Origin of the sequence: Nocardia sp. CC213A, assembly GCF_030766805.1 — a bacterium.
GTDB lineage: Bacteria > Actinomycetota > Actinomycetes > Mycobacteriales > Mycobacteriaceae > Nocardia > Nocardia otitidiscaviarum.
Map to the genome: position 1 here is coordinate 137197 of NZ_JASFXA010000004.1, position 25792 is coordinate 162988.

22 protein-coding genes are annotated in these 25792 nt (G+C 70.6%); 9 read left to right on the forward strand and 13 right to left on the reverse strand.

Going from position 1 to position 25792, the window contains the following annotated elements; genetic code table 11:
* Nucleotides 1-18: 18 nt before the first annotated feature.
* On the reverse strand, nucleotides 19-1758 hold the full coding sequence (gene glpD / locus QJS31_RS09145; protein ID WP_306356427.1) for a glycerol-3-phosphate dehydrogenase: 1740 nt from the start codon (nucleotides 1756-1758) through the stop codon (nucleotides 19-21).
* Between the two features lie 194 nt (nucleotides 1759-1952).
* Here glpD and glpK point away from each other — a divergent pair, with 194 nt between their 5' ends.
* On the forward strand, nucleotides 1953-3449 hold the full coding sequence (gene glpK, locus QJS31_RS09150) for a glycerol kinase GlpK (RefSeq protein WP_306356428.1): 1497 nt from the start codon (nucleotides 1953-1955) through the stop codon (nucleotides 3447-3449).
* A gap of 9 nt (nucleotides 3450-3458) precedes the next feature.
* Here glpK and QJS31_RS09155 read toward each other — a convergent pair whose 3' ends face one another.
* The 5 genes from QJS31_RS09155 to QJS31_RS09175 form a co-directional block, all read right to left on the reverse strand.
* Nucleotides 3459-4172 carry a hypothetical protein gene (locus QJS31_RS09155; protein ID WP_306356429.1) on the reverse strand — a complete coding sequence of 238 codons (714 nt, stop codon included), beginning with the start codon at nucleotides 4170-4172 and terminating at the stop codon, nucleotides 3459-3461.
* A 168-nt stretch (nucleotides 4173-4340) separates the two neighbouring features.
* Nucleotides 4341-5528 (reverse strand): PLP-dependent aminotransferase family protein, encoded by a 1188-nt coding sequence (locus QJS31_RS09160; RefSeq protein WP_306356430.1) that lies wholly within the window; start codon nucleotides 5526-5528, stop codon nucleotides 4341-4343.
* 400 nt (nucleotides 5529-5928) lie between these two features.
* Nucleotides 5929-7467 carry a hypothetical protein gene (locus QJS31_RS09165; protein WP_306356431.1) on the reverse strand — a complete coding sequence of 513 codons (1539 nt, stop codon included), beginning with the start codon at nucleotides 7465-7467 and terminating at the stop codon, nucleotides 5929-5931.
* Nucleotides 7468-7558: 91 nt separating this feature from the next.
* The gene (locus QJS31_RS09170; RefSeq protein WP_306356432.1) at nucleotides 7559-8644 is read right to left on the reverse strand and encodes a hypothetical protein; all 1086 of its coding nucleotides are present in this window, start codon (nucleotides 8642-8644) and stop codon (nucleotides 7559-7561) included.
* A gap of 199 nt (nucleotides 8645-8843) precedes the next feature.
* The gene (locus tag QJS31_RS09175; protein ID WP_029925603.1) at nucleotides 8844-10247 is read right to left on the reverse strand and encodes an NAD(P)H-quinone dehydrogenase; all 1404 of its coding nucleotides are present in this window, start codon (nucleotides 10245-10247) and stop codon (nucleotides 8844-8846) included.
* A gap of 201 nt (nucleotides 10248-10448) precedes the next feature.
* Between QJS31_RS09175 and QJS31_RS09180 the strand changes: the two genes are divergently transcribed.
* Entirely contained in the window at nucleotides 10449-10928 is a 480-nt protein-coding gene (locus tag QJS31_RS09180; RefSeq protein WP_282786317.1) for a gamma-glutamylcyclotransferase, read from the forward strand.
* 180 nt (nucleotides 10929-11108) lie between these two features.
* Here the strand turns inward: QJS31_RS09180 and QJS31_RS09185 are convergent, their stop codons facing one another.
* The 3 genes from QJS31_RS09185 to QJS31_RS09195 form a co-directional block, all read right to left on the reverse strand.
* A complete protein-coding gene (locus tag QJS31_RS09185; protein WP_282776241.1) occupies nucleotides 11109-12230 on the reverse strand; it encodes a M20 family metallopeptidase in 1122 nt (373 codons plus the stop codon).
* A 206-nt stretch (nucleotides 12231-12436) separates the two neighbouring features.
* Nucleotides 12437-13624 (reverse strand): M20 family metallopeptidase, encoded by a 1188-nt coding sequence (locus tag QJS31_RS09190; RefSeq protein ID WP_372341606.1) that lies wholly within the window; start codon nucleotides 13622-13624, stop codon nucleotides 12437-12439.
* 481 nt (nucleotides 13625-14105) lie between these two features.
* Entirely contained in the window at nucleotides 14106-14810 is a 705-nt protein-coding gene (locus QJS31_RS09195) for an enoyl-CoA hydratase-related protein (RefSeq protein ID WP_282776237.1), read from the reverse strand.
* 178 nt (nucleotides 14811-14988) lie between these two features.
* Between QJS31_RS09195 and QJS31_RS09200 the strand changes: the two genes are divergently transcribed.
* Nucleotides 14989-15768 (forward strand): purine-nucleoside phosphorylase, encoded by a 780-nt coding sequence (locus QJS31_RS09200; protein ID WP_282776234.1) that lies wholly within the window; start codon nucleotides 14989-14991, stop codon nucleotides 15766-15768.
* 9 nt (nucleotides 15769-15777) lie between these two features.
* Complete coding sequence (locus QJS31_RS09205) at nucleotides 15778-17622, forward strand: phospho-sugar mutase (protein ID WP_306356434.1); 1845 nt, start codon at nucleotides 15778-15780, stop codon at nucleotides 17620-17622.
* A gap of 69 nt (nucleotides 17623-17691) precedes the next feature.
* On the opposite strand, the gene upp is transcribed toward QJS31_RS09205, so the two are convergent.
* Nucleotides 17692-18315 (reverse strand): uracil phosphoribosyltransferase, encoded by a 624-nt coding sequence (gene upp, locus QJS31_RS09210; RefSeq protein ID WP_282776230.1) that lies wholly within the window; start codon nucleotides 18313-18315, stop codon nucleotides 17692-17694.
* 190 nt (nucleotides 18316-18505) lie between these two features.
* Here upp and QJS31_RS09215 point away from each other — a divergent pair, with 190 nt between their 5' ends.
* The 5 genes from QJS31_RS09215 to QJS31_RS09235 all read left to right on the forward strand — a co-directional run bounded on the left by QJS31_RS09215 (nucleotide 18506) and on the right by QJS31_RS09235 (nucleotide 22985).
* Nucleotides 18506-18829, forward strand: coding sequence for a type VII secretion target (locus QJS31_RS09215; protein ID WP_306356435.1), 324 nt, complete (start codon nucleotides 18506-18508; stop codon nucleotides 18827-18829).
* 636 nt (nucleotides 18830-19465) lie between these two features.
* Nucleotides 19466-20668 carry an NlpC/P60 family protein gene (locus tag QJS31_RS09220; RefSeq protein WP_306356436.1) on the forward strand — a complete coding sequence of 401 codons (1203 nt, stop codon included), beginning with the start codon at nucleotides 19466-19468 and terminating at the stop codon, nucleotides 20666-20668.
* A 375-nt stretch (nucleotides 20669-21043) separates the two neighbouring features.
* Nucleotides 21044-21385 (forward strand): hypothetical protein, encoded by a 342-nt coding sequence (locus tag QJS31_RS09225; RefSeq protein ID WP_306356437.1) that lies wholly within the window; start codon nucleotides 21044-21046, stop codon nucleotides 21383-21385.
* The gene (locus tag QJS31_RS09230; protein ID WP_282776221.1) at nucleotides 21382-21711 is read left to right on the forward strand and encodes a YbaB/EbfC family nucleoid-associated protein; all 330 of its coding nucleotides are present in this window, start codon (nucleotides 21382-21384) and stop codon (nucleotides 21709-21711) included. Before QJS31_RS09225 ends, QJS31_RS09230 begins: the two co-directional genes overlap by 4 nt.
* A gap of 26 nt (nucleotides 21712-21737) precedes the next feature.
* Complete coding sequence (locus QJS31_RS09235) at nucleotides 21738-22985, forward strand: primosomal protein (RefSeq protein WP_282776220.1); 1248 nt, start codon at nucleotides 21738-21740, stop codon at nucleotides 22983-22985.
* A gap of 204 nt (nucleotides 22986-23189) precedes the next feature.
* Here the strand turns inward: QJS31_RS09235 and QJS31_RS09240 are convergent, their stop codons facing one another.
* The 3 genes from QJS31_RS09240 to QJS31_RS09250 form a co-directional block, all read right to left on the reverse strand.
* Nucleotides 23190-23852 (reverse strand): hypothetical protein, encoded by a 663-nt coding sequence (locus tag QJS31_RS09240; protein WP_282776218.1) that lies wholly within the window; start codon nucleotides 23850-23852, stop codon nucleotides 23190-23192.
* 441 nt (nucleotides 23853-24293) lie between these two features.
* Nucleotides 24294-25385: an adenosine deaminase gene (locus QJS31_RS09245; protein ID WP_282776216.1), complete on the reverse strand. Its 1092-nt coding sequence runs from the start codon at nucleotides 25383-25385 to the stop codon at nucleotides 24294-24296.
* A 106-nt stretch (nucleotides 25386-25491) separates the two neighbouring features.
* Nucleotides 25492-25764: an excalibur calcium-binding domain-containing protein gene (locus QJS31_RS09250; RefSeq protein ID WP_282776214.1), complete on the reverse strand. Its 273-nt coding sequence runs from the start codon at nucleotides 25762-25764 to the stop codon at nucleotides 25492-25494.
* Nucleotides 25765-25792: the final 28 nt, after the last annotated feature.

The following is a 25792-nucleotide window of genomic DNA, read 5'->3' on the forward strand; positions in this document are numbered from 1 at the left end:
TATCGCCGGAGCTTTCAATCAGTCGGCGCTGAGTGGAACCGGATCCAGCACCTCCCGGCGCGCCTCCGGCGCTTCCAGGCGCAGCGCGTCGGCGGAGGTGTCGTCGGGCTGGGTCTGGGATTCGATCTCCGCGCGCACGCGGGCCTGGTAGGTGCTCACCTCGCGGGCGATGTCGGCCTCTTCCCAGCCGAGGACGGGGGCGACCAGGCGCGCCACCTGGTCGGCGCAGTCGACGCCGCGATCGGCGTATTCGATGGAGATGCGGGTGCGACGGGCCAGGATGTCGTCCAGGTGCAGCGCGCCCTCGGCGGCGGCCGCGTACAGGGCCTCCACCTGGAGGTAGGCGGGGGCGGCGGTGATCGGTTGCAGCAGATCGGGTTTGCCGTCGGCCAGGCCCAGCACCTCGTCGATGAGGGAGCCGTAGCGGTTGAGCAGGTGTTCGATGCGGTAGGGGTGCACGCCGTACTTCTCGGCGAGGTGCGGAACCTGATTGAGCAGGGCGTGGTAGCCGTCCGCGCCGAGCAGCGGCACCTTCTCGGTCACCGACGGCGACACCCGGCGCGGGATGTCCACCAGCGCCGCGTCGACGGCGTCGTAGGCCATCACCCGGTAGGTGGTGTACTTGCCGCCCGCGATGGCCACCAGGCCGGGTGCGATCCGGGCCACGGCGTGTTCGCGCGAGAGCTTCGAGGTCTCGTCGCTCTCTCCCGCCAGCAGCGGGCGCAGGCCCGCGTACACGCCGGTGATGTCGGCGTGGGTGAGCGGCGTGACCAGCACCTCGTTGATGCGGTCGAGCAGGTAGTCGATATCGGCCTTGGTGGCGGCCGGATGCGCCAGGTCGAGATTCCAGTCGGTGTCGGTGGTGCCGACGACCCAGTGGTTGCTGCCCCACGGGATCACGAACAGCACCGAGGTGGGGGTGCGCAGGATCAGGGCCGCGTCGCTGGCTATGCGGTCGCGCGGCACCACGATGTGCACGCCCTTGGAGGCGCGCACATGGAATCGTCCCCGCACATGCGACAACTCCTGGATCTCGTCGGTCCATACCCCCGTGGCATTGATGACCACGCTGGCGCGGGCCTCGGTGGTGCGGCCGTCCTCGCTGTCGCGCACCTTCACCCCGACCACCCGGTCGGCCTCGCGCAGGAAGCCGACCACCTGGGTGGAGGTACGGATGGTCGCCCCGTAGTGGGCGGCCGTCCGCGCCACCGTCATGGTGTGGCGGGCATCATCGACCAGCGTGTCGTAGTAGGTGACGCCGCCGGTCAGCGCGCTGCGCTTGAGCCCGGGAGCCAGTCGCAGCGCCCCGTGCCGGGTCAGATGATGCTGTCCCGGAACGGATTTCGCGCCGCCCATGGTGTCGTACAGCAGCAGGCCCGCCGATACATAGGGCCGCTCCCAGCCGAAATGGGTCAGCGGGTAGAGGAACTTCAGCGGCTTCACCAGATGCGGCGCGAGCTTGGACAGCGCCAGCTCCCGCTCTCGCAGCGCCTCGCGTACCAGCCCGAACTCGAACATCTCCAGGTAGCGCAGGCCGCCGTGGAACATCTTGGAGGAGCGGCTCGAGGTGCCCGCCGCCAGATCGCGCGCCTCCACCAGCGCCACCTCCAGACCACGGGTGGCGGCGTCGAGCGCGATACCCGCGCCCACCACGCCACCGCCGATCACGATCACGTCGAACGGCTCCTTACCGAGCCGTTCCCAGGCAGCGGCACGCTGCTCCGGGCCCAGGAACTGAGAGTGCGGGTGCTTCGCCATGCTCGACTCCTCCGGCCGACCGGTGCGCCGGAGGCTCCGGCGACGCGGCATTCGTATCGATGACGCTCGTGGCTCTGGTGCAGTTGCCCATGGGTAACCAGACACCAGCCTAACGCGGTCGTTCGCGACAGGAAGCAACGACGGGGCCTGTGTCATCCGCCCGTATCGGCCCGTTCGCACGGTAGCCTGCTCCAATGCGTCGCTATGTGGCCGCCATCGATCAGGGTACGACCTCGAGCCGGTGCATCGTCTTCGACCAGCGCGGGGCGATCGTCGGCGTCGCGCAACGGGAGCACGAGCAGATCTTCCCGCAGCCGGGCTGGGTCGAGCACGATGCCGAAAGCATCTGGCGCAATACCGAATCCGTGATCGCTGAAGTCTTGGAGAAGACCGGCCTGAGCGCGAGTGACATCGCCGCCGCCGGAGTCACCAATCAACGCGAGACCACCGTGGTGTGGGATCGCGGCACCGGCAAGCCGATTCACAATGCCATCGTCTGGCAGGACACCCGCACCGCCGCGCTGGTCGGCGAACTGGGTGGCGGTGACGGCCCGAACCGGTACGCCGACCGCACCGGCCTGCCGCTGTCCACCTACTTCGCCGGTCCCAAACTGCGCTGGATTCTCGATCACGTGCCCGGGGCGCGGGAACGCGGCGAGAACGGCGAACTCTGCTTCGGCACCATCGACAGCTGGGTGCTGTGGAACCTCACCGGCGAACACATCACCGACGTCACCAACGCCTCGCGCACCATGCTCATGGATCTGCGCACCCTGCAATGGGATCCGGAGATCTGCGCGGAATTCGGGGTGCCCGTCGCCATGCTGCCCACCATTCGCAGCTCGTCGGAGGTGTACGCGGACATCACCTCCGGTGCGCTGCGCGGCGTGCCCGTCGCGGGAATCCTGGGCGATCAGCAGGCCGCCACCTTCGGACAGGCGTGCCTGTCACCCGGCGAGGCCAAGAACACGTACGGCACCGGCAATTTCATGCTGATGAACACCGGCACCACCCCGGTGTTCAGCGAGCACGGGCTGCTCACCACCGTCTGTTACCGGCTCGGCGCGGAACCGGCCGTGTACGCGCTGGAGGGCTCCATCGCCGTCACCGGCTCCCTGGTGCAGTGGCTGCGCGACAATCTCGGCCTGATCAGCACCGCCGACGATGTGGAAGAACTGGCCCGCTCGGTGCCCGACAACGGCGGCGTCTACATCGTGCCCGCCTTCTCGGGACTCTTCGCGCCACGCTGGCGGCCCGACGCCCGCGGTGTCGCGGTGGGGCTGACCCGGTTCGCCAACAAGGGCCATTTCGCCCGAGCGGCCTTGGAGGCCACGGCTTTCCAGACCCGCGAGGTCCTCGACGCCATGCGCGCCGACGCGGCCGCCCAACGGTTGGACGTGGAACTGGTGACCCTCAAGGTGGACGGCGGCATGGTGGTCAACGACCTGCTCATGCAGTTCCAGGCCGATATCGTGGACGCTCCGGTGGTGCGCCCGGTGGTCACCGAGACCACCGCGCTCGGAGCCGCCTACGCGGCCGGATTGGCGGTCGGCTACTGGGCGAGCACGGAGGACATCCGCGCCAACTGGTCGGAGGACAAGCGCTGGAAGTCCACCATGACCGACACCGACCGCGACCGGCTCATAGCCGAATGGAACAAGGCCGTGGAACGCACCTACGACTGGGTGTGAGCGCACCGATCACGCTGGTATGAGCCGGAATCCGGCTCCGGCACCACCCCGGCGGTCGAGGTCGGCCACGATCGCGGTCATGGCCGTCGCGCCGCCGGTGAGCCACTGACTGGCCACCAGCGCGTCGCCGACCACGATGGGGGCGCCGGAGTCGCCGATGTTCTCGGTCACCGAGTTCACCACGTAGGGGCCGACGGTGCCGAGCATGACCCCGCACGTCAGACCGGTGGTGATGCCCAGCTTGCACAGCGTCGTACCGGGCGGCGGCGGTGGGGCGATGCGGCGCACCGGATTTCCGACCACCGTGGGCAGCGGCGTCACCACGGACCGGTCGAAAACGACGACGGCGTAATCGAGTCCGGGTCCGTTCGGACCGGGCACGAGCGGATTACCCCCGCTGATGAACGCCACCCGGCCGACCACGGTGTCACCGGCGGGCGACACCGCCACCACCTCGTCACCGGGCCACTGCCGCCCCTCCCGGTCGTAGACGCAGTGCGCGTTGGTGATTCCGACCAGATCGCCGTGCCGGTCGTAGCCGACCGCGGTGAGGGTGCAGAACCACATCCAGGTCGCCTCCGCCAAGGGCACGCCGTGCAGCATGGCCACCCCCATGCCGCCGCCGAGGGCGATGACGGGGCGCGGAGCCGCCTCGGCGTGCGCGGCACCCGCGCAGAGCAGCGCCGCGACCGTCAGCGCCGTGGCGAAGCGGGAGCGTCTCATGCGGCCGTCGAGGCGAGCATGGGAGCGCCGGGACTGCCGGGCATCAGATCGCCGAAACCGCCGGGGACAGCACCGAGTCGCAACACATTCCTTCCGTCGACCGCACGGGAGCAGCCGTGATCCCGTGTCGTGGAAGACCATACGTTCCGGCCCCGAGGCCGTGGACGGTCAGCCCCGCACGGCGGCGTGCGCGGTGGCCAGGCGGTCGATCGCGCGGCCCAGGGTGTCCGCGTCGGAGGTGGTGAAACACAGGCGCATGGCGTGGCTGTAGTCGGTGGCGACCGCGAAGGCCGAACCGGGCATGTACGCGACGCCCGCGTCCAGGGCGGCGGGTAGCAGGGCATCGGTATCGGTGCCGTCGGCGAAATCCACCCAGACGAACATGCCGCCCGCCGCGTCGGTGCTGACCACGGCGTCGCCGAAGCGGGTGCGCACCGCGTCGACGAGCGCCTTGGCTCGCGCGCCGTAGGCGGTGCGCACGGAATCGATGTGCGCGGCAAGCCATTCGGCGTCGGTGAGGAGGTCGGTCACGATCTGCTGGGTGAGCGCGGAACCGCAGAGGTCCGCACCCTGCTTGAGCAGTTCCACCGCGCGGCACACCCGGGTCGGGGCGACCAGCCAGCCCACCCGCAGCGCGGGCGCGAGAATCTTGGACGAACTCGACAACCGAATCACGTTGGGCGAGTAGGTGGCCACCGGCTCGGGGGACGGCCGGACGAACCAGAGCTCACCGTAGGGATCGTCCTCGATGATCCAGAAGCCGTACGCCTCGGCGAGTTCCGCCAACTCCCGCCGACGCTGTGGCAGCAGCGTGACACCGCCGGGATTGTGGAAGTTGCTGACGGTGTGCACGACGGCGGGCCGCTCACCACGAGCCAGCAGGTCGCGCAGAGCGTCGAGACGCATGCCGTCGGGGTCCAGGGGAACGGCCTCGATCCGCGCCCCGGCGGCACGGAAGACCTGGAGCGCGCCGACATAGGCCGGATCCTCGACCACCACCAACGCACCCGGATCGAGCAGCACCTCGGCCAGCAGGGACAGCGCCTGCTGCGAACCGTGTGTGACGAACACCTCGTCTACGGGCACCGGGCGGGCGAGGCGCGTGGATTCACGCGCCGCCAGCACCTCACGCAGCGGACCCCAGCCCGGCGATTCGGTGTATTGCAGGCGCGAGCGGTCCGACAGGGCGGTGTCGGCGGCGCGGGCGATACGGTCCCGCGGCATGAGCTCGGCGTCGGGCAAACCGCCGGCGAGGCTGATGATGTCGGCGCGCGCGGTGAGTTTGAGCAGGTCGCGAATCGCCGAACTCCGCAGCCCGTCGAGACGCCGGGACAGGGGTGGGGTGAGCGGCGACATGGACACCTCCGAGGGAAAGCCGGGGTTCGCGGAACCTCCACTGTTTCACAAGGCGACCAGAATATGAAATTTGATTCTCATATACTGGTATGAGCAGTGTGGTCGGTGCCCCGGCACCGGCACACGTTCGTCCGATGACCCGCGCACCACCTGTGGCGGAGCGGCGGTGCGGTCCGCCACCACCGCCCAGGCACGCACCGTCACTCAGGGACGCGCTGTCACTCAGGGACGCGCCGTCACTCAGACGCGCACCGTGACTCAGGGACGCACCGTCACTCAGGCACGCACCGCCACTCAGGGACGGACCGTCACTCAGGCACGCACCATCACTCAGGCGCGCACCGTGACTCAGCCACGCACCGTCACTCAGGCACGCGCCGCCCCAGGGACGCGCCGTCGCTCAGGGCCGCTCGTTGATGGCGACGATCAGGTGCCTGCCGTCACGGTCGACCGTGGTGATGTGCTGCCGGTACACGGTGGTGGTGCCGTCCGGGCGGTGCTCGGTGAGGTCGGCGTCGAAAATGTCCGGGGTGATCTCCACAATGCGCAGGCAGTAGGTGGTGCCCATCGGAATCACCTCGTCGATGGCCTGCTGAATGGTGTCCGCCGGGGAGATGTTCAGCGCGTCCGGGGCCACGAACTCGCGCGCCTTGGTGCCGCTGCGCTGCGCGTAGAAAGCGTGCTGGAAGCCCAGGATGGCCTCCGCTCCGGAGGCGGTGGACCCCGCGCCGTTGCCGACCGTGACCCTGCCGTCCTTGCGGGCCGGACAGCTCAGCGCGGCACTGCTCGTCACCGCCGCCCCGGTGGTGGCCGGGGCCGGATCGGCCGACACATCGTCCTCGGGGCCGCCCCGGGTGATCAGAGCGACCGTCACCACGACTGCGATCAACACCACGACCGCGCCCGCCACCAGCAGCAGACGGCCCCGCCCGCGGCTCTCCGGCTCGGGCGGTGGCGGCGGCGCGGCCTTCGGTGCGAGCATCTTGCCGATGGGGTCATCCGCCCACGACAGCGATTCCCGTTCCGGCCCGGTGGATTTCGCCGCCGAGGTGGACGAGCGCGCCGGTTCCGGCGTGGCGGGCGGGTAACCCGTCTCGCCGCCGCGCAGCCACGACGACTCGCGGCCGGAGTTGGACGTGTTGATCCCGCCCGCGGCCGCCCACCCCGACGACTTCTTCGGTGCGGGCGGCACCTGGTCGCTGGACAGGCGCACGGTGGTGTCCGGGGCGGGCGTGGGGTCGAACCGCGCGGTCGGCGGCGCGGGAGCCGATTCCGGTGCGCGATAGTCCGGCGCGTCCACCGGCCGCCAGCCGATCTCGGGACTGGGCGAGGGCGGCGCGGCCGGAGTCCACGCCGCGGCCCCCGCATCGGGGGCCTTGCCGAAGTCCGACAGCGGTGGTCCGAAATCGGAGAGCGGCGGCCCGAAATCACTCTGCGGAGGCCCGAAATCACTCTGCGGCGGGCCGAAATCACTCTGCGGCGGGCCGAAGTCGGAGAGCGGTGGACCGAAATCACTCTGCGGAGGCCCGGAATCAGGATGCGGCGAGCCGACGTCGTTCCGCGGTGAGCCGGCATCAGCGTGCGGCGGACCGGAGTCGTCCGAGGCTCCACCGACCTGACCCGCACCCGGGTCGGTAGCACCCCGCGCGGACACCGGGTCGGCCGTCGGCGGGCCGAAACCGGCGACCGGTGGGCCGAACTCCGTCAGCGGCGGGCCGAAACCCGCGTCCCCCGGACCGTTTCGCGTGCTGTCGGCGAGATCGCGGCGCGACAGCTGCTCGGTCTCTTGCGTATCCGGATCGGCGGCCGGCTCCGCGTCGGCCGTCACCGCATCGCGCGACAGCTGCTCCGTGGGGCGCGACTCCAACCCGTCCGACTCCGGCGGGAGCCCGGACCGCGCGTTCGCGGCGTCCGCGGTCTCATCCTTGCCGGAACCCATCACCGGTGTCCTTTCCCCACGCATGCACTGAGGGCGGCCGCGAACGACCGCCCCCACGCGACAAACTCAGCTGCCGGATTCGACCCCGAGGTCAGTACTGGACCGAACCACCCCACTGGGTGGTCGCACCGCCGACCTCGATCGTCTGGGCGGGCAATTCGCCCTGCGGGAGCTTACCAATTTCACCCAGCGCCGCCAGTGCCGCGGAGCCACCCGGCTGCAGGCGGATCCAGCCCTCGGCGGCCGCCTTGGCCGCATTGGCCTGGGTGGTGTCCACGGTGAACTCGACCTTGCGGTCCTCCGCGCCGCCGCCGCCGACGAAGCCGGTCACCTTGATGGTGTTGGCCTCGATGAACTCCAGCGAGACACCGGCCTCACCGTAGCCGCCCGGGGTGCTGTAGCCGACGGTGCCGACGTAGCCGTCCAGGTTGCTGAAGTGGTGGGTGTTGGCCGCGAAACCGGGCAGCAGCGCACCGCCGTCGACGTTCGCGCCGACCTCGGTGTGCGGACCCGTCATCTCCACCACGGGCGCGGCGGGAGCGGTCTCGACCACGGGGGCCTCCCAGCGCGGCTGCACCGTCTCCGGGCTCGTCAGGGTGTCGACCGGGGTCTCCTCGTCCGGCTGGACCGCCTCCGCGTCGGCCTCGGGGGCCTGCGCCTCCGGCTGCGCCGGAACGGTGGTGCCCGGCTGGCGCGGGGTGTTCACGGCGGGCTCGGCCGGATTCTGCTGACCCGGCACCGGCAACGGCGCCACCCGCGGGGTGGTCACACCGGGCTGCGACGGCGACGGCTGCGGGGTCTGGGCGCCGGGCTCGGCCGGCGCGCCGGGGTCGGTCTGAGTGCCGGGCTGCGTCGTGCCGGGCTGCGTGGTCCCCGGCTGCGTGCCCGGGGTCTCCCCCTGCGGTACCGGCTGCTCCGGATTGATGCCCGGCTGGCTCGGCGTGGGCCGGTTCTCGGGCTTGCGGGTGTTGTCCGGCTGCGGGGCCGGGGCGCCACCCGTGCGGGGCTGCACCTCCGGGTTCTCGGCCTCACCCGGCTGCGCCGGCGCGGTCGGCGAGGCGTTGGGATCGTTCGGAACGGCATTGGCCGGGGTGGACATCAGTGTGGCCGCCACGGCCGCACCCGCCACCGTTAGGGAGGTGCTCACCTTCATGCGGTTCGGCTTGCGGTGCTTCACTTCTCGTGTATCCCTTTCGATCCCTCATCCCGCGCGCGTCACGCGGGTGACCGCGAGTTCGCACCGGTAGGGACCGGAAAGGGTTGCACCCCCGACAATCTCGCGATCGCCCGACCGATCGCTTTCCCGCCGCGAAGTGAATCACACTGCGCGGCCAGCGGCAAGGCGGCAGGTGTTCCCAACACCGGATGTTCACCCGTCAGTCGAGATCATCATGACGCATGAGCTGCCGCGCCGCCTCGGTAACGGAGCCGGTAAGGGAGGGATACACCGAGAATGTCTGCGCCAGATCGTTCACCGTGAGGTTGTTCTGCACCGCCAGCGCGATCGGCAGGATCAGCTCGGACGCGATCGGGGCCACGACCACGCCGCCGATCACCACACCGGTCGCCGGACGGCAGAAGATCTTGACGAAACCGCGGCGCAGGCCCGACATCTTGGCGCGCGGATTGGTGTTCAGCGGCAGCATGACCGTGCGGGCCGGGACCTCGCCGTTGTCGATGGCGGTCTGGCTGACGCCCACGGTCGCGATCTCCGGGCGGGTGAACACCGCCGAGGCGACCGTCTTGAGGCGGATGGGCTGCACGCCCTCGCCCAGCGCGTGATACATGGCGATGCGGCCCTGCATGGCGGCCACCGAGGCCAGCGGCAGCAAGCCGGTGCAGTCGCCCGCGGCGTAGACGCCCGTCGCGGTGGTGCGCGAGACGCGGTCCACGCGCAGGTAACCCCCCTTGTCGAGTTCGATGCCGAGCCGCTCCAAGCCCAACCCCTGGGTATTGGGCACCGAACCCACGGTCATCAGGGCGTGCGAGCCGGTGACGGTGCGGCCGTCGGAGAGTTTCGCCACAATGCCGTCCGCGGTGCGCTCGACCGCGTCGGCGCGGGCGTGCTTGACCAGTTCCACACCGCGCTCGGCGAGGGCGTCCTCGAGCACGAGCGCGGCGTCGGCGTCCTCACCGGGCATGACGCGGTCGCGGGAGGAGACCATCTTCACCTTCACGCCCATCTCGGTGTAGGCGGAGACGAATTCCGCGCCCGTGACACCGGAACCGACCACCACCAGGGTCTCCGGGAGTTCCTTGAGGTCGTAGAGCTGCCGCCAGGTGAGGATGCGCTCGCCGTCGGGCTCCGCGCCGGGCAGCACGCGCGGGCTCGCGCCGGTGGCGATCAGCACCACCTCGGCCTCGAGCACGCGCTCCTGACCGTCGAACGTGGTGGCCTTCACCAGGTGGGTGGCCAGACCCGGGGCCTGGTCGATGATCTCGCCGCGGCCGTGCAGCACGGTCACGCCCGCGGTCTGCAACTTGGTCTTGATATCCGAGGACTGCGCCTGCGCGAGCGCCTTCACGCGCGAGTTCACCTCGGCCAGCCGCACCTGCGCCTGCGACGGGTGCACGGTGATGCCCAGATCGCGGGCACGCCGCAGATCGGTACGCACACCGGTGGACGCGATGAAGGTCTTGGACGGCACGCAATCCCACAGCACACACGCGCCGCCGATGCCGTCACTGTCGATCAGCGTGACCGGCGCCCCGTGTTGGGCCGCCACCAGCGCCGCCTCGTATCCGGCGGGGCCGCCTCCGATGATCGCAATGCGGGTCATTGTTCCTCCGCTTCAGCTCGGCAACCGGGATCTCCGGCGCCTACCAAACTGTATTTTCCGCCCTCCGCCACGTTCCCGGCGGGTGCGGGCCGGTCACCCCGCCTGTCGAACGCGTCACACGCACACCCCGCCCCGCCCGTCGAACAATCGGATACCGCGGGGATCGGAACACCGGGTGGCTACATTCGATAGGCTCATACGGTGCCGATTTACGCCGCCTATGGATCCAACATGGATCCGGAGCAGATGCTCAAGCGCTGTCCGCACTCCCCCGTGTACGGAACCGGCTGGCTGGAGGGGTGGCGCCTCACCTTCGCCGGAGACGACATCGGCTGGGAGGGACCGCTGGCGACGGTGGTCGAGGAGCCCGGTTCGCGCGTGTTCGTCGTGCTCTACGACGTTCCCGACGACGACGAGGTGAGCCTGGACCGCTGGGAGGGCTCGGACTTCGGGATCCACAAGAAGATCCGGCTCCGCGTCACCCCCAGCCCCGGCACCGGCACCCAACCGGTGTTGGCCTGGCTCTACGTGCTGGACGCCTACGAGGGCGGGCTGCCGTCGGCGCGGTACCTCGGGGTCATCGCCGACGCCGCCGAGAAGGCGGGCGCGCCGGAGGAATACGTCCACGCGCTACGCACCCGCAACAGCAAGAACGTGGGACCCGGCACCTTCGGGCTCTGATCCGCACGCCGCCCGAACCTTTCCCGTTCCAGCAGGATCGGCCCTGACCCGGGCCGTTCCCCACTCCAGCACGCTCAGCTCTACCGCCGCTCTCGGCCCTACGTCGGCGAGCGGGCCCACCACAGCGAGCGGGCCGCATCCGAATTCGGAGGCGGCCCGCTCGCCTGGAATCTTCGTGCGTCAGTGCGCGTTCAGCACCAGGTTGCTCATCACCCGCACACCGACCGCCAACGCGCGCTCGTCGATGTCGAAGGTGGGCTGGTGCAGGTCCAGCTGCTCGCCGTGCCCGGACCAGACACCCAGCCGCGCCATGGCGCCGGGCACCTCCTCCAGGTACCACGAGAAGTCCTCGCCGCCCCCGGACTGGGGCGTATCGGCCAGCGCGTCCGGTCCGAGCGCCCGGATCGACTCCTCGAACATGCGCACGGCGGTCTCGTCGTTCACCACCGGCGGCACGCCGCGCTTGTAGTTGAGCTGATACCGCACGCCGGTCGGGGCCAGCAGCCCGTCCACGATCTCGCGGACCATGGGCTCGAGCAGCGACCAGGTCGCGTGGTCGCCGGTGCGCACGGTGCCGGTGAGCATGCCCGTCTGCGGAATGGCGTTGGGCGCCTTGCCCGCCGACACCGCGCCCCACACCATGACGGTGCTGGTGCGCGGATCGATGCGGCGACTCAGCAGCCCCGGCAGACCGGTGATCACGGTGCCGATGGCGTACACCAGATCGCTGGTCAGATGCGGCCGCGACGTGTGCCCGCCGGGCGAATCCAGCACCAGTTCGACGGTATCGGCGGCGGAGGTGATGGCACCCACCCGGATGCCGACACGCCCGACCTCCAAACGCGGATCGCAGTGCAGCGCGAACATCCGCGACACGTCCTCCATGGCGCCCGCGGCGACCATGTCCAGCGCACCGCCGGGCATGACCTCCTCGGCGGGCTGGAACACCAGCCGCACACCGACCGGCAGGTCCGGCACCTCGGCCAGCGCCAGCGCGGTGCCGAGCAGGATCGTGGTGTGCGCGTCGTGCCCGCAGGCGTGCGACACGCCCGGCACGGTGGAGGCGAACGGCAGTCCGGTGTATTCCTGTAACGGCAGCGCGTCCATATCCGCGCGCAGGCCGATACGCGGGCCGTCATCGGGGCCGATGTCGCAGATCAGCCCGGTGCCGCTGGGCAGCTTCCGCGGTTCCAGCCCGGCCTTGACCAGCCAGGTCTCCACGAATTCGGTGGTGCCGAACTCGGTGCGCGACAGCTCGGGGTTCGCGTGGATGTGCCGTCGCCAGGAAATGAGGTCTTCCATGTGCTCCGACAGCCACGCGTCGACCGCGTGACGCCCGGTCTGTACTGCCGTGGCGGCGCTCGCTCTGCCCGGTCTGGTCACGCAAGCCGCCGCCTCCGGGCCTGCGGTTCGTGCTGCGCCCGAAGCGGTGCTCGCGGATCCGTCCGTGGTCACGCAAGCCGCCTTCTCCGGGCCCAACCCTCGCACCGGGGACCGGCCGGTTGTACTCACCGAATGTCCTCCTGTCGCTGAAACTGCCGTTGCTTGACGCGTTCCGACAACCTGTCTCTGTGTAATTCATCGCTCGCGACCTGTATCGCCGTTCTCGCCAGCGCCGTTGCCCCGTCGAGGACGGCGCGATCGGCCGAGGCGTTCACGGCGGCGGCCGCGAAGGCGGGCTGGTGCGTGACCGCTCCACCGGCATCGATGCCGATAATCGGGTGAATGCCGGGAATGACATTGGTGACATTGCCCATATCGGTACTGCCCAACGGTCGTGCCGCCTCGAGTTCCGGGGCAATCGGAGCGCGTCCCAGACCGACGATCTGTTCGCGATACGCCAACAGTAGTGCGGCATCGGGCGTGAGCTCGGTATATGTGGGCGCGAGCTGCCGGATGTCGTGTGTGCATCCGGTAGCCAGGGCACCAGCCTCGAAGCACGCCGATGCGCGTCGCATCAGATCGTCGAGGGCCGCGGAGTCCTCTGCTCGTAGGTAATACAGCAGTTCCGCGTGTCCGGGCACGATGTTGGGGGCCACGCCGCCCGATCCGACTATACCGTGGAGTTGCTGTCCGGGGAGGAGATGTTGACGCAGCAATCCGAGGGCAACTTGCGCGACGGTGGCGGCGTCCCCCGCATTGCGCCCGTATTCCGGGGCCGCGCTGGCATGCGCCTCGCGCCCGTGGAAGACCACCTGCAGATCGGCGAGGGCCAGCGAGCGCGCGCCCGCGATGTCCTCCGGACCCGGATGCACCATGAGCGCCATCGCCGTGTCGTCGAACACCCCGCGCTCGAGCATGAGCACCTTGCCGCCGCCGCTCTCCTCGGCGGGCGTGCCGTAGACCTTCACCGTGATGCCGAGCCGGTCGGCCACCGCGGCGAGCCCCAACCCCGCGCCCACCGACGCGGCGGCGATGATGTTGTGCCCGCAGGCGTGGCCGATCTCGGGAAGCGCGTCGTACTCGGCGAGAAAACCAACCACCAAGTCTCCATGGCCGTAGCTGGCCGTGAAAGCGGTGGGCAGCTCACCCACGCCGGTCTCGATCTCGAAGCCGTACTCGGCGAGCGGTTCGATGACCTTGGCGGCGCTGCGCCGCTCCTCGAAAGCCAGTTCCGGTTCGTTGTGAATCGAGTGCGACAGCGCCACGAGGCGCTCCCGCGCCCCCGCGATCACCGCGTCCGCCCCGGTCAGCAGCGCCGAATCCGCCGATGCCACGGCAGCATGCACCGATAGGTCGGCAGTGCGCTGCCGACCATTCGAACTCGGGTCATCGCCGCCGCTGTGCGCTGACATGGGAGACAGTCTCGCATTGTGTCACCCGAATGTCGCAGCGGCCGACCCCGGACGACACCCCCAATACCGCCCGGCCTGCCATCCGGGGAGTTCGGACGCGGATGCGCCGCCTGCCTGATTCCAGGAGTAATCCCGAGCTCAACCGCAACAAACACCTTCCCCGTAGCGGCTGCGCCCGGGCAGTCGGCGCCAGAGCGCGGGGTGGGCAAGTGCGGCACCCTCCGGCACCCACCACCCCCGAGCAGCAGCCGACGACGCCTTCGCCCGCACCACCCCTCGGCCGGGGGCCTCCATGCACACCGCTCCAGCACCGCTTCGCAAGCGCGCCTGGAACGCCGATGCCCCGCGCACCACTGGCGCGCGGGGCATCGACCACAGCCACTCACCCCAGGCTGAACGCGAGATTCTCCGCCGTCGTCGGCGTCGTCAACCCTTCGAGCGTGCGCGCGTGCAGCGCCTTCTTGATGACCGCGAGGTTGGGCTTGCGGTTGCCCGCGAGTGCCGCCGCCCGCGCCACCGCCGCACCCAGCAACTGGTCCGCATCCGCTTTGTCGTCCACGATGCCCGCCGCGATGGCGTCATCGGCCGCGTACCGGCGTCCGGTCGTCATGGCCTCGACCGCCACCTGATTGGTCAGCCGCCCGGTGACCAGCGCATTCATCGCCACGGTGAACGGCATGCCCAGATGCACCTCGGGCAGGCACCAGAAGCCGCGGTCGGCGCGCATGACCCGGAAGTCGTGCGAGGTGGCCAGCATGGCCCCGGCCCCGAAGGCGTGGCCGTTCACCGCCGCCACGGTCGGCATGGGGAAGGCCAGCAGGCGGGTGTAGAGCGAGTGCACCCGGTCCAGGTACCAGTGGTTCTTGTCGAAATTGCCGAACAGCCAGTCGGTGTCGAGTCCGTTCGAGTAGAACTTGCCGGTCGCCACCGTCACCAGCGCGCCCGGTCCCTCGGACGCCTCGACCTCATCCAGCTTCGCGTGGACCTCGTCGATCCAGTCCGGGTGAAAACGGTTCTCGCTGTCGGTCTGCCCCTCATTGCCGAGGTACAGCACGAACACGTCCCCGTCACGCTTCAAATACGGCATGCGTGCAGCGTAATCACCCCCCACCCACTACCTACTCGCGGGTAGCCACACGGTTCCCGGTGCAGAGGAACTGGCGGCGGAGGGCTCTCGTATTTCGCCGCCACCGGGAAGCGGGCAAAGGGGGCGGGGGATGGATGGGAGACTGCGCGGGAGATCGAGTGGGACTAGGGTGGGCGGCATGCTAGCCGCGCAGGCCGCCGAGGCGATCGCCGAACGAACCGGAGTGCAGGAGCACCGAGTCGCGGTGGTGCTCGGGTCGGGATGGCAGGAGGCAGCGCTCGAGATCGGGGAGCCGGCCATCTCCATTCCCATGAGCGAGGTGCCCGGATTCGGGTCGCCGACGGCGCAGGGACATCAGGGCACGATCCACTCGGTCAGCGTGGGTGATGCGCCCGTATTGCTGCTCATGGGGCGGCAGCACCTGTACGAGGGGTACGAACCCGCGCAGGTGGTGCATCCGGTGCGCACCGCCATCGCGGCGGGCGCGCGGACCGTGCTGCTCACCAATGCGGCGGGCGGCATCCGCCAGGGCTTGCGGGTCGGCGAGCCGGTGTTGATCGGCGACCACCTCAATCTGACCGGTCGGACTCCACTGGTCGGCGCGGACTTCGTGGATCTGGTCGATGCTTGGGATCCCGAATTGCGTTCTTTGGCAAAGGAAGTCGATCCGAGTCTGACCGAAGGCGTGTACGCGGGGCTGACCGGGCCGCAGTACGAGACCCCGGCCGAGATCCGGATGCTGCGTACCATCGGCGCGGACCTGGTCGGCATGTCGACGGTGCTGGAGGCCATCGCCGCGCGAGCGGCGGGGGCGCGGGTGCTGGGCATCTCGCTGGTGACCAACCTCGCCGCCGGGGTGACCGGCGCGCACCTGTCGCATGCGGAGGTCCTCGCCGAAGGCCATGCGGCCGCACCACGATTGGGGAAATTGCTGCGCGGCGTGCTGGAACGACTCTAGGAGGCGCTCGTGCTGCGCTTCGGCACCGCCGGTCTGCGCGGACCCCTGCGGGACGGTCCGGACGGTATGAACGTGGAGACGGTGACGCGCGCCAGCGCCGGAATCGCGGACTGGCTGCGCGACCGTTGCCTCGGCGGCGGTCTGGTGATCGTCGGCCGCGACGCCCGGCACGGGTCGGCGGAATTCGCCGCCGCCACGGCGGAAGTCTTCGCCGCCGCCGGTTTCACGGTGCTGCCCCTCCCCCGCCCGCTGCCCACCCCGATCGTGGCCTACGCGGTACGCGAACTGAAAGCGGTTGCGGGCGTGCAGATCACCGCCTCACACAACCCGGCCACCGACAACGGCTACAAGCTCTACCTGGATGGCGGCTCCCAGCTCGTCCCGCCCGCCGACACCGAGATCGAGCACCGCATCGAAGCGGTCACCACCCCCGTCCCCCGCTCCGATCCCGCCTCCGCCGCACCGGATCCCGGCCTGCTGTCGCTCCCCGCCGATGCCAGTGTCGCGGACATGGGCGAGGAGATCGTGCGCCGCTACCTCACCCGCGTCGCCGAACTGCCGACCCGCATCGGTGGTGCGGCACCCGCCACATCACGCAGGGCACCGACGATCCCGGCCGGGGCCACTACACGGCCGCCAGCAGCAGAAGCGCCGCCCACCCCCGGCACCGACGAACTCAGCACCCCGACCAGCACATCCAGCACCGGGGGCTCCTCCATCTCGGGTGCGACCGCGCGCATCGGCGGTACGACCGCGGGCGGCGACCAGGTGAGCGCCCACATGCGCGCGACGCCGACCACCGGAGCTGCCGGTGCATACGGCCCGGAGTCCGCCGTCGATACCGTGGGGACGTCCGGTGGCGACGGTGCTGAGCGGTTGTGGCGCAGGCCCATTCGTATCGCGTTGACCGCCATGCACGGTGTGGGCGGTGAGCTCGCGGTGCGGGCGTTGCGGGCGGCCGGGTTCGCGGATGTGGAGGTGGTGACGGAGCAGTTCGCGGCGGATCCCGACTTTCCCACCGTCGCGTTCCCGAATCCGGAGGAGCCGGGGGCCGCCGATCTGCTGCTGGCGCTCGCGGAGCGGGTCGGGGCGGATGTGGCCATCGCGCTGGACCCGGATGCCGACCGGTGTGCGGTCGGGGTGCCGGGGCGCGGGGGCTGGCGCATGCTGCGCGGGGATGAGACCGGGGTGCTGCTTGGCGATTACGTGCTGCGCACGGCCGCTCCGGGTGCGCTGGTCGCGACCACCATCGTCTCGTCACGACTGTTGAGCAAACTCGCTCCGGCACGCGGGGCGCGCTACGCGGAAACGCTCACCGGGTTCAAGTGGCTGGCCCGTGCGGGCGACGGGCTGGTCTACGCCTACGAGGAGGCCATCGGGCACTGTGTGGACCCGGCCGCGGTGCGCGACAAGGACGGTATCTCCGCCGCCGTCGCGGCGGTCGATCTGGTGGCGCGGCTGCGGGCCGCCGGACGCACCGTCGACGACGTACTAGACGACTACGCGGTCGAATTCGGCGTGCACGCCGGTGCCCAGGTGTCGCTGCGCCTGGCCGACCCCACCGAGGCCGCGGCCGTGGTGGCACGGTTGCGCGCCGAGCCGCCCACCGAGATCGCCGGGGAGCCGGTCACTTCCACGGATCTGCTCCAGGTGCGCGGGCGCATGCGCACCGACGCCCTGATCTTCGAGAGCGACGCCCTGCGCCTGGTGGTCCGCCCGTCCGGCACCGAGCCGAAGCTCAAGTGCTACCTGGAGACCTTCGAACCGGTCCCGGACCCGGCCCAACTCGCCACCGCGCGCGCCGCCGCCGAGCAGCGGCTCGCCGGAATCCGAGAGTACTGCGAAAAGCTGTGAACCACACCATGAACGGTCAGCGCTGCGCCTCGTGCGGACACGACGAGCTGGAGCCGGGCCGGAAAGTGCTCAGCGGGGGCCGAATTGGCGGTCTCCGGCGTCACCGAGGCCGGGGACGATGAAGGCTTCGGAGTTGAGGCCGCGGTCCATCGAGGCGGTGACCAGGCGGATGGCGTGGCCCGACTTCTCCAGGGCGGCAATGCCCTCGGGGGCGGCGACCACGCACAGCACGGTGATGTCGCGGGCGTTGCGGGTAGCCAGCAGGTCGAGGGTGTACACCATGGAGCCGCCGGTGGCGAGCATCGGATCCAGCACGATGACCGGGGTCCGGGACAGATCGTCCGGCAGGGATTCCATGTAGGGCGTCGGCTGGTGGGTCTTCTCGTCGCGCGCCAGGCCGACGAATCCGATGCGAGCGTCCGGGATCAGATTCTCGGCGGTCTCGACCATGCCCAGCCCCGCGCGCAGCACCGGGACCAGCAGCGGCGGTGCGGCCAGCCGGGTGCCCTCGGCCGCGGCGACCGGGGTGGTGATGGGGAAGGTCTCCACCGGCGCTTCCCGCATGGCCTCGTAGACCAGCAGCGCGGTGAGATCACGCAGCGCTGCCCGGAATGTCGGATTGGGGGTGCGGGCGTCGCGCATGGTGGTGAGCAGTGCGGCCGCGAGCGGATGATCGACGATCTGGGTGCGCATGTACGAAGAGGATACGGCGAGTTGCCACGCGCCACGCCGACGGCCTGCGCATTTCCGCGCCGACCGGAACCGGCCCGGGTCGGCCCGCGTCCAATCCCATGAACGAACCACTCCGCCGTCGGCAGCCCGCCGAGACGTCCCGACGTACCCCGGCTGCCCGTGGCGGCCGAAGCGTGATTGGGGGATTCGGATGTACGACCTCACCGTCGACCCGACCGGCATGACGACCTACGCCACAGCCACGAACCTCCGGGCGGCCGACCTCACCGCCGCCGCCACCCGAGCTGCCCCCGCCAGCCCACCCCTACTCGCGCCGCGCTTCGGCCTGCTGGCCCCCGACCTCCTCGCCGCCTACACCGCGGCCCACACCACCCACCTCACCACCATCAGCGCCCTCGCCGCCGTCCTGACCACCATGGCGGGCACCGCGACCGGCTCGGCCACCACCTACACCGCCCTGGACGGCGCCCGCGCCGCGGGACTGCGCCCGACCACCGGGGAGATGAGCGCATGAGCACCGAACGAGGTACCGGCCACCTCCACACCCGGGCGACCACGACCCGCCCCCGCGGCGAGCGCATGACCACCCGGCACGGCACGAACACCAGCCTCGAGCACTACCCGACCACCGTGGACGGGAGCGCACGAACACCGAGCCGAACGCGGACCGCACCCCCTCCGAACACCACACCCACCACGACGACACCCTGGACGACCACCGGACACGGGTTCCTCCGCGCCTGCGCTGAAACCACTTTCGGTCACCTCGGAGGCGGGGGTGGGAACGCTCGGCACGGCGCGGCAGGACACAGATCGAGAAGCCGGGACCGATCGCACCGCGGCTGTGGGCGCGACAGCTCGACAGGGCGGGACGGATACCTGTACGGGGGCCTTGCGACCGAGCACGGTGGAGGTGGTCGCATGACTATCCGGCAGGACGCGGACCGCATGCGTGAGGATTCGCGGCCCAGGTTGTCGGGGGTGGTCGCATGAATACCGGGCACGGTGCCGGGCGTGCGCGCGGGGAGAAGGTGTGTGCGCGGTGGTCGCGGCGGGCGGTCGGGCCGACCGGGTGCCGGGTGCGGGCGGGGCGGTGGGGTCGATGCTCGGGGCGGCGGGGGTCGCCGGGTGACGCGGGCGGGGGTGCGCGGTGAGCGGGGTCGATGTCGGGGCGTTGGCGCGGCCGATCGTCGAGTTACGGGCGAGTCTCGGGGACGCGGCGCAGGTGGCGGCCGCGGTGGAGGCGTTGCGGCGATTGTCGGATGAGCTCGACGGGCTGCTCGGCTCGGGGCGGGCCGGTGTCGACCAGCTGGCGGACGCGTGGCGGGGTGAGGCCGGGGATGCCGCGCTGGGCACCGGGTTGCGGGTGCAGACGGCGGTGGCGGAACTGGCCGATCGCGGCCGGGCGGTGGCCGAGGTGGTGGAACGCGCGTCCGGGGAGGTGAGCGCGGGAGAACGCGAGCTGGAGGAGATTCTGCGGTCGTTCGGCACGAGCGTGACCGCGCTCGGCCCGGCGGTGGCGACACCGCCGGGCGTCAGCCTGATCGTGGCGGCCGCCATCGAACATCTGGGGCGGGCGCTGGCGGTGGTGGGCCGGGTACGGGTGGACCTCGAAGACGAGACGGCGGCACTGCTCGACCTGGCCGAGCCGATACCCACTCCCCTACCGGTCGAGGCGGAGGCGTCCGCGACCGCACCGGCGAGCACGGCCGGTCCGCCGAGCACGGCCGGTCCGCCGAGCACGGCCGGTCCGCCGAGCACGGCCGAGCCGATGGGTGGCGCTACGACCCCGGCCGCGCTCGGACCCGCATCGAACAGTCCGGTTCGTTCGGGAGCCGGGATGTTCGACACCGCATCGCGATTCGCCGACTCCGCACGCACCGTCCCGGCCGCGATGAGCACCCCGGGCACGGGCGCGCTGTCCGAGGACCGCACCGAGCCCAGTTCAACCGGACAGGGGGTGAAGCTCACCCTCCCCGACGGCAGTACCGTGGAAGCGCCCAATCAGCAGGCGGCGGATGCCGTACGCAATGCGCTCGGCGCGGTCGGCACCCCGTATGTCTGGGGCGGCACCACTCCCGGCGTCGGCCTGGATTGCAGCGGACTGACGCAGTGGGCCTACGCGGAGGCGGGCGTACCGCTGCCGCGCCTGGCCCAGCACCAGGGCGATGGGCATCTGCGGGTGGGTCCGGGAGAATTGCTGCCGGGCGATCTGGTGGTATGGGACGGGCACGTGGCCATGGTGATCGGCAACGGCCAACTGGTGGAGGCGGGCGACCCGGTCCAGGTGGGTCCGATCCGCACCGAGAACAGCGGGATGCGGTTCCTCGGTTTCTACCGCCCGACCGCCTGACGAGCCGAAACCGCTGGCGGCTGGCGTCCGGTGGAAAGCACGACCGGCGGAGCGCCACCAGCGGAGCACAACCGCCAGAGCACGATGGGCGAAGCACGACCGAGCGGAACACGATGGACGAGCGGGGTACAGCAGCGCACTCGACCGTGGAGGCGACAGCATGAGTGGTCAGGCGCTCGGCAGACGGCGCGGGTTCCGGGCGAGCCGAGCGGCAGGCTGCCGGGCGAGCGCCGGGCGGGCCGCATACCGCCCCGCCCTCGCCCGAATGGTCCTCGCCGACGTCCCACCGGCCCCGGCCCACGCCCCACCCGTCCCCGCTCGAACGAGCACAGCCCAGGGCCGACAGGTCACCACCCACTTCCGGAAGGTCACCGCATGAGCGAAGCACAGGTCCCGAACGTGACCACGGCGAGCAGTTCCAATCGCGCGGGCACGGTCACGGTGCGCGCCACCGATCAGGGGATGCCGGTGGAGATCTCCTTCGAGCGCGGCGAATACCGTTACGGTGCACAGGCTCTCGCCGACGAGATCCTGCGGCTGACCAAGCGGTCCGCCATCGCGGCCAAGGCGCGGCGGCGTGAACTGCTGGCGGAGGCGGGCCTGCCCGACGACGCGCTCGACCGGCTGGGGCTGCCCAGCCGCCGGGCCGCGGTCGAGGCGCTGGATCTCCTCGACGACGCCGACACCGGGCAGACGAGCTGGGTGAAGCCGGTATGAGCGCCGAGATGGACGCCCTGGTCACCGGGGTTACCAACCAACTGGAAGCGCTGGAGGCCGCGCTCTACGACCTGAAGCGGGTGCGCGGCCGATTCACCGCCGAGGATGGTTCGGTCACCGCCGAGGTGGACGGCGACGGCGCGCTCACCGGCCTCTGGCTGGCCGAATCGGTGACCTCCCGACCCCCGGCGGAGGTCGCGCAATCGATCCTCTGGGCATGCGGGCGAGCGGCCGCGGAGGCCGGTACGCAGCGGTCCCGAATCGTTGCCCGGCTGAACGAGTCCTTCACGCCGGGAAATGTTGCGGGGAACCCGGATAGTGCCTGACGCCACCACTGGCTAGGCTTCCGGTCATGGCTTCTGGAGACATCGTCCCGATCGAGCTCGGTCTGACAAATGGCGACCTCGTCACCCTGTGGGCGCCGCGCTGGCGGGACGGTGACGACGAGTGGGAGGCGTTCCTCGGTCACGAGGACTCCCTCTACGGTTTCGACTCGGTCGCGGAGCTGGCCGCGTTCATTCGCGCCGACTCCGACAACGACCTCGTAGACCACCCGGCGTGGAAGATCATCGCCGGGCTGTCGGCGGCGGAACTGGAGCCCGAGGAGCAGTACGTCTTCGACCTCGTCGGCGTGCTGGAGCTGGCGGCGGGCGACCCGGATCCGGAGGTCGTCGCCGAGCTCGAGGAAACCCTCGACATGGTGCGCAATATCGGCGAGGTCTGCGAACTCGACGTGATCACCAAGTTCTTCGGCTCGCATCCGGTGCTGGGCGCGCTGCCCGCCGGGGTGAGCGCCTTCACCGGCCAGGAGGGACTCGAGCTCTGGGACCAGATCGGCGCGGCCATCGCCAAGGACTGGGACTCCGTGCTCGACGCCGTCGACTCGGTGGTGAAGACGCCGGAGGTGGATGCCGACGCGGTCGCGGTCGCGGAGGCCGAACTGCTTGCGGCGGAGGAGAACATCGTCGACGCCGAGGACGCGGCCGAGACCGACGAGGACATCGAGCCGGTCGACCTCGACGAGGAGGACGACGAGGACGAGGACGAGTCGTTCTGGCACGAGGTCGGCATCGACCCGGTCAAGATCGTCACCTCCGAGGGCGTCTACTTCACGCTGCGCTGCTATCTCGACGACGAGCCGGTCTTCCTGGGCACCGACGGCACCATCACCGTCTTCGGATCCGAGCGCGCGCTGGCCCGCTACCTGGCCGACGAGCACGACCACGACCTGGCGCAGGTGAGCACCTACGGTGAGGTGCAGACCGCCGCCGTGGACGGCTCGCTCGAGGTCGAGGTGACCGACGAGAACGTCTATGTGCTGCCCGGACTGGCCGACGACCTCGCCGAGGGCCCGAAGGCCGTGGATGTGGACCAGCTCGACCTGGCGGTCGAGTTGTTCACCGACGCCGCCGATTACGCCGAGGACGACGCGGTGGAGACGGCGCTGGCGGTGTCCACCCCGCTGGGCTGGTACGTGTCCTACCTGCTCAACCCGGACCCGACCCGGCTGGCGCCGAACCCGCCGTTCGCCGCCGAGGCGGAGGCGTGGAAGGCGCTGGAGCAGGGCTTCGAGAGCCGCCTCAGCGTGCACAAGGGCTGAGCGGCAGCAGGTTTCACCGGGTGTGCCCGCCTTCCGGAGGTCTTGGAAGGCGGGCACGGCTGTGTGTGCGACAGCCCGCGCCGATCCGACCAGCGTCCGCGGGCGGCCGTCGGGCGTCGGGCGCTAGTCCGTGTCGGGCGGGCGGCGCGGGGCATCAAGCGGGCGGCGTGTGCGTCAGAGGCGTCGAGCGGGCGGCGCGTGGCGTCAGGCGGCGTTGAGGCGGATCCAGATCTGTTCGGAGCGGCCCAGCAGACGGTCGTCGGCCCCGTAGAGGGCGGTGGAGGTGTGCGCCTTGCGGCCCTCCTCGCCGTGGAAGGCTCCGATCACCACGCACTGTTCACCCGGTTCGGGCCGGGCGGTGATCGTGGCGGTCATGGAGCCGAGAACCGCCGGACGGTCGAACATTCCGGGAACCGCCCAGGCGCCGGGGCAGTCCATGGCGGCCCAGAGCAGCGGCGCGCCGATGGGCACGGTGCCGTCCGGGGTCCAGGGGGCGGCCACGATGCCGTCGGCGACCGGGCCGGGTTCGATGCGCAGGCCGTCGGAGCGCAGGCTGCCGCAGACGAAACAGTGGCCGAACAGGTCGTTGTTCCGGTATTCGCTGGTGGCGGTGGATGCGGTCGCGAACGCCACCGGGTCGGGTGCGGTTCGGTCGAAGTCGCCGGGGGTCGACTGCGCGACCAGGGTGTCGCCGTTGAACAGGTCACCGTCCGCGAAGCGCAGATCCACCTCCAGCGGCGGCGGGCTGCGCAGGATGACGCGCACGGTGGCGGCGTCGTGCTGGTCGGCCAGCAGGCCCGCCACATAGCCGCCGTTGCCGGAGCCGGGCGGGCCGTTGAAGCGGCCCGGAATGCGCACAGTCTTCATAGTTCGCCACGGTAACGAAGTTGGGCGCGGTGCGGTGGATCGGGATACCGGTACTCCTTTTCCCCGCCGAGCCGAGGCGCAGAGGGGATTCCGCGCGCCGTGCAACGGGCCCGTGGGGCCGCGAGCGCACCGAGGCGCGGTCGCGGCGGCGGGAACCGGCCCGGTTCCGCCAGCAGGTGCGCGGTCAGCACCGGATCGCTCGAGGTCCCCCGGATCCGTCCGTACACGGCCGGAGTATGCCCGGCCGACGCATGGTCGGCCGGGCCGGTGGATTCGCCGACACGAGCATGATCGAACGCCTCCGAGCGACGCCGACCGACCGGGCCGACGGTTCGCATGGACTCGGCCGGGCACCAACCACGGACTCGACCGGGCACCAACGCTGCGAGGATCACGGCCACCCCGGGCAGCCGTCGCGGAGCGGACGCCCTCGCGAGCGGCTCAGCCCAGCAGTACCGCGTACCCGGGTTTGATCACCTCGTCGATGATGCGGAGGCGGTCGGGGAACGGGATGAACGCCGACTTCATAGCGTTGATGGTGAACCGTTCCAGATCGCTCCAGCCGTAGTCGAAGGTTTCGACGAGCTTGAGCATCTCGCGGCTCATGGTGGTGTCGCTCATGAGGCGGTTGTCGGTGTTCACGGTGACGCGAAAGCGCAGCCGGGCCAGCAGGTCGAAGGGATGCTTCTCCAGCGACGGCACCGCACCGGTCTGCACATTCGAGGACGGGCACAGCTCGAGCGGGATCCGCATGTCTCGGACGTAGTTCGCGACCAGGCCGAGCCGGGGGCCGTCCGTCGAGTCGACGATGTCGTCGGTGATGCGCACCCCGTGGCCGAGTCGGTCGCAGCCGCAGAAGGCCAGCGCCTCGTGGATGGACGGCAGTCCGAACGCCTCACCGGCGTGAATCGTGAAGTGCGCGTGGTTGGCCCGCAGGTACTCGAAGGCGTCCAGGTGCCGGGTGGGCGGGTATCCGGCCTCGGCCCCGGCGATGTCGAAGCCGCAGACGCCGCGGTCGCGCCAGCGCACCGACAACTCCGCGATCTCCCGCGAGCGTGCCGCGTGCCGCATGGCGGTCAGCAGGCAGGTGACGCGGATGGGATGGCCCTCCTCCGCGGCCAGTGCCTCACCCTCGCGGAAGCCCTCGAGGGTGTACTGCACCACCTCGTCCAGCGTCAGTCCGGCCTCGAGGTGCTGCTCGGGTGCGAACCGCACCTCGGCGTAGACGACGCCGTCGGCGGCGAGGTCGAGCGCGCATTCGCGGGCCACTCGCCGCAGCCCGTCCGGGGTCTGCATGACGGCCACGGTGTGGGCGAAGGTCTCCAGATAGCGTTCGAGCGATCCGCTGTCCGCGGCGTCTCGGAACCAGCGCCCGAGGGTTTCGGCGTCGTGTGCCGGAAGCTGGTCGTAGCCGCAGTCGCGCGCCAGCTCGAGCACGGTCGCGGGCCGTAACCCGCCGTCGAGATGATCGTGCAGCACGGCCTTGGGCGCTTGGCGGATCGAAGCAAGGGTAAGGGGCGTCGGTCCAGTCATGTACCCACGTTAGTCGGGAAAACGTGCGGCGTCAGGGTAGTCGCGGTACGGCCATCCGCACTGTGGCGTGTTGTTGCCCGCCCGTTGCTCCCGGGTCATCCCGGCGTCAGTTGCAGGCGATGCCGTCGTTGTCCTTGTCCAGGCCGCGGCGGTAGCCGGGCTCACCGCGCATGAGGGGGCCGTTGGTCTCGCGTCGCACCTGGGTGCAGTTGACGTAGTAGGGGTGGCGGTCCTCCGATTGGGTGGTCTTGGTGGAGTCGCCGTCGGGGTTGTCGTCGATTCCCGCCGCGGCGGGGGCGGACAGCGCCAGCGTCGCGCCCACTGCCGCGGCGGCCAAGGCGGTGGCCAGGCTCGCCCGCCGGAAATGTGTTCTGTGCATCACGCCTCCCGAGCGTAGGTCGATATCG

Excerpts from the sequence above, each read along its gene's own strand:
- glpD (WP_306356427.1), bottom strand. The coding sequence starts at position 1,758 with ATGGCGAAGCACCCGCACTCTCAGTTCCTGGGCCCGGAGCAGCGTGCC.
- glpK (WP_306356428.1), top strand. The coding sequence starts at position 1,953 with ATGCGTCGCTATGTGGCCGCCATCGATCAGGGTACGACCTCGAGCCGG.
- QJS31_RS09155 (WP_306356429.1), bottom strand. The coding sequence starts at position 4,172 with ATGAGACGCTCCCGCTTCGCCACGGCGCTGACGGTCGCGGCGCTGCTC.
- QJS31_RS09160 (WP_306356430.1), bottom strand. The coding sequence starts at position 5,528 with ATGTCGCCGCTCACCCCACCCCTGTCCCGGCGTCTCGACGGGCTGCGG.
- QJS31_RS09165 (WP_306356431.1), bottom strand. The coding sequence starts at position 7,467 with ATGGGTTCCGGCAAGGATGAGACCGCGGACGCCGCGAACGCGCGGTCC.
- QJS31_RS09175 (WP_029925603.1), bottom strand. The coding sequence starts at position 10,247 with ATGACCCGCATTGCGATCATCGGAGGCGGCCCCGCCGGATACGAGGCG.
- QJS31_RS09185 (WP_282776241.1), bottom strand. The coding sequence starts at position 12,230 with ATGGAAGACCTCATTTCCTGGCGACGGCACATCCACGCGAACCCCGAG.
- QJS31_RS09195 (WP_282776237.1), bottom strand. The coding sequence starts at position 14,810 with ATGCCGTATTTGAAGCGTGACGGGGACGTGTTCGTGCTGTACCTCGGC.
- QJS31_RS09200 (WP_282776234.1), top strand. The coding sequence starts at position 14,989 with ATGCTAGCCGCGCAGGCCGCCGAGGCGATCGCCGAACGAACCGGAGTG.
- upp (WP_282776230.1), bottom strand. The coding sequence starts at position 18,315 with ATGCGCACCCAGATCGTCGATCATCCGCTCGCGGCCGCACTGCTCACC.
- QJS31_RS09215 (WP_306356435.1), top strand. The coding sequence starts at position 18,506 with ATGTACGACCTCACCGTCGACCCGACCGGCATGACGACCTACGCCACA.
- QJS31_RS09225 (WP_306356437.1), top strand. The coding sequence starts at position 21,044 with ATGAGCGAAGCACAGGTCCCGAACGTGACCACGGCGAGCAGTTCCAAT.
- QJS31_RS09230 (WP_282776221.1), top strand. The coding sequence starts at position 21,382 with ATGAGCGCCGAGATGGACGCCCTGGTCACCGGGGTTACCAACCAACTG.
- QJS31_RS09235 (WP_282776220.1), top strand. The coding sequence starts at position 21,738 with ATGGCTTCTGGAGACATCGTCCCGATCGAGCTCGGTCTGACAAATGGC.
- QJS31_RS09240 (WP_282776218.1), bottom strand. The coding sequence starts at position 23,852 with ATGAAGACTGTGCGCATTCCGGGCCGCTTCAACGGCCCGCCCGGCTCC.
- QJS31_RS09245 (WP_282776216.1), bottom strand. The coding sequence starts at position 25,385 with ATGACTGGACCGACGCCCCTTACCCTTGCTTCGATCCGCCAAGCGCCC.
- QJS31_RS09250 (WP_282776214.1), bottom strand. The coding sequence starts at position 25,764 with ATGCACAGAACACATTTCCGGCGGGCGAGCCTGGCCACCGCCTTGGCC.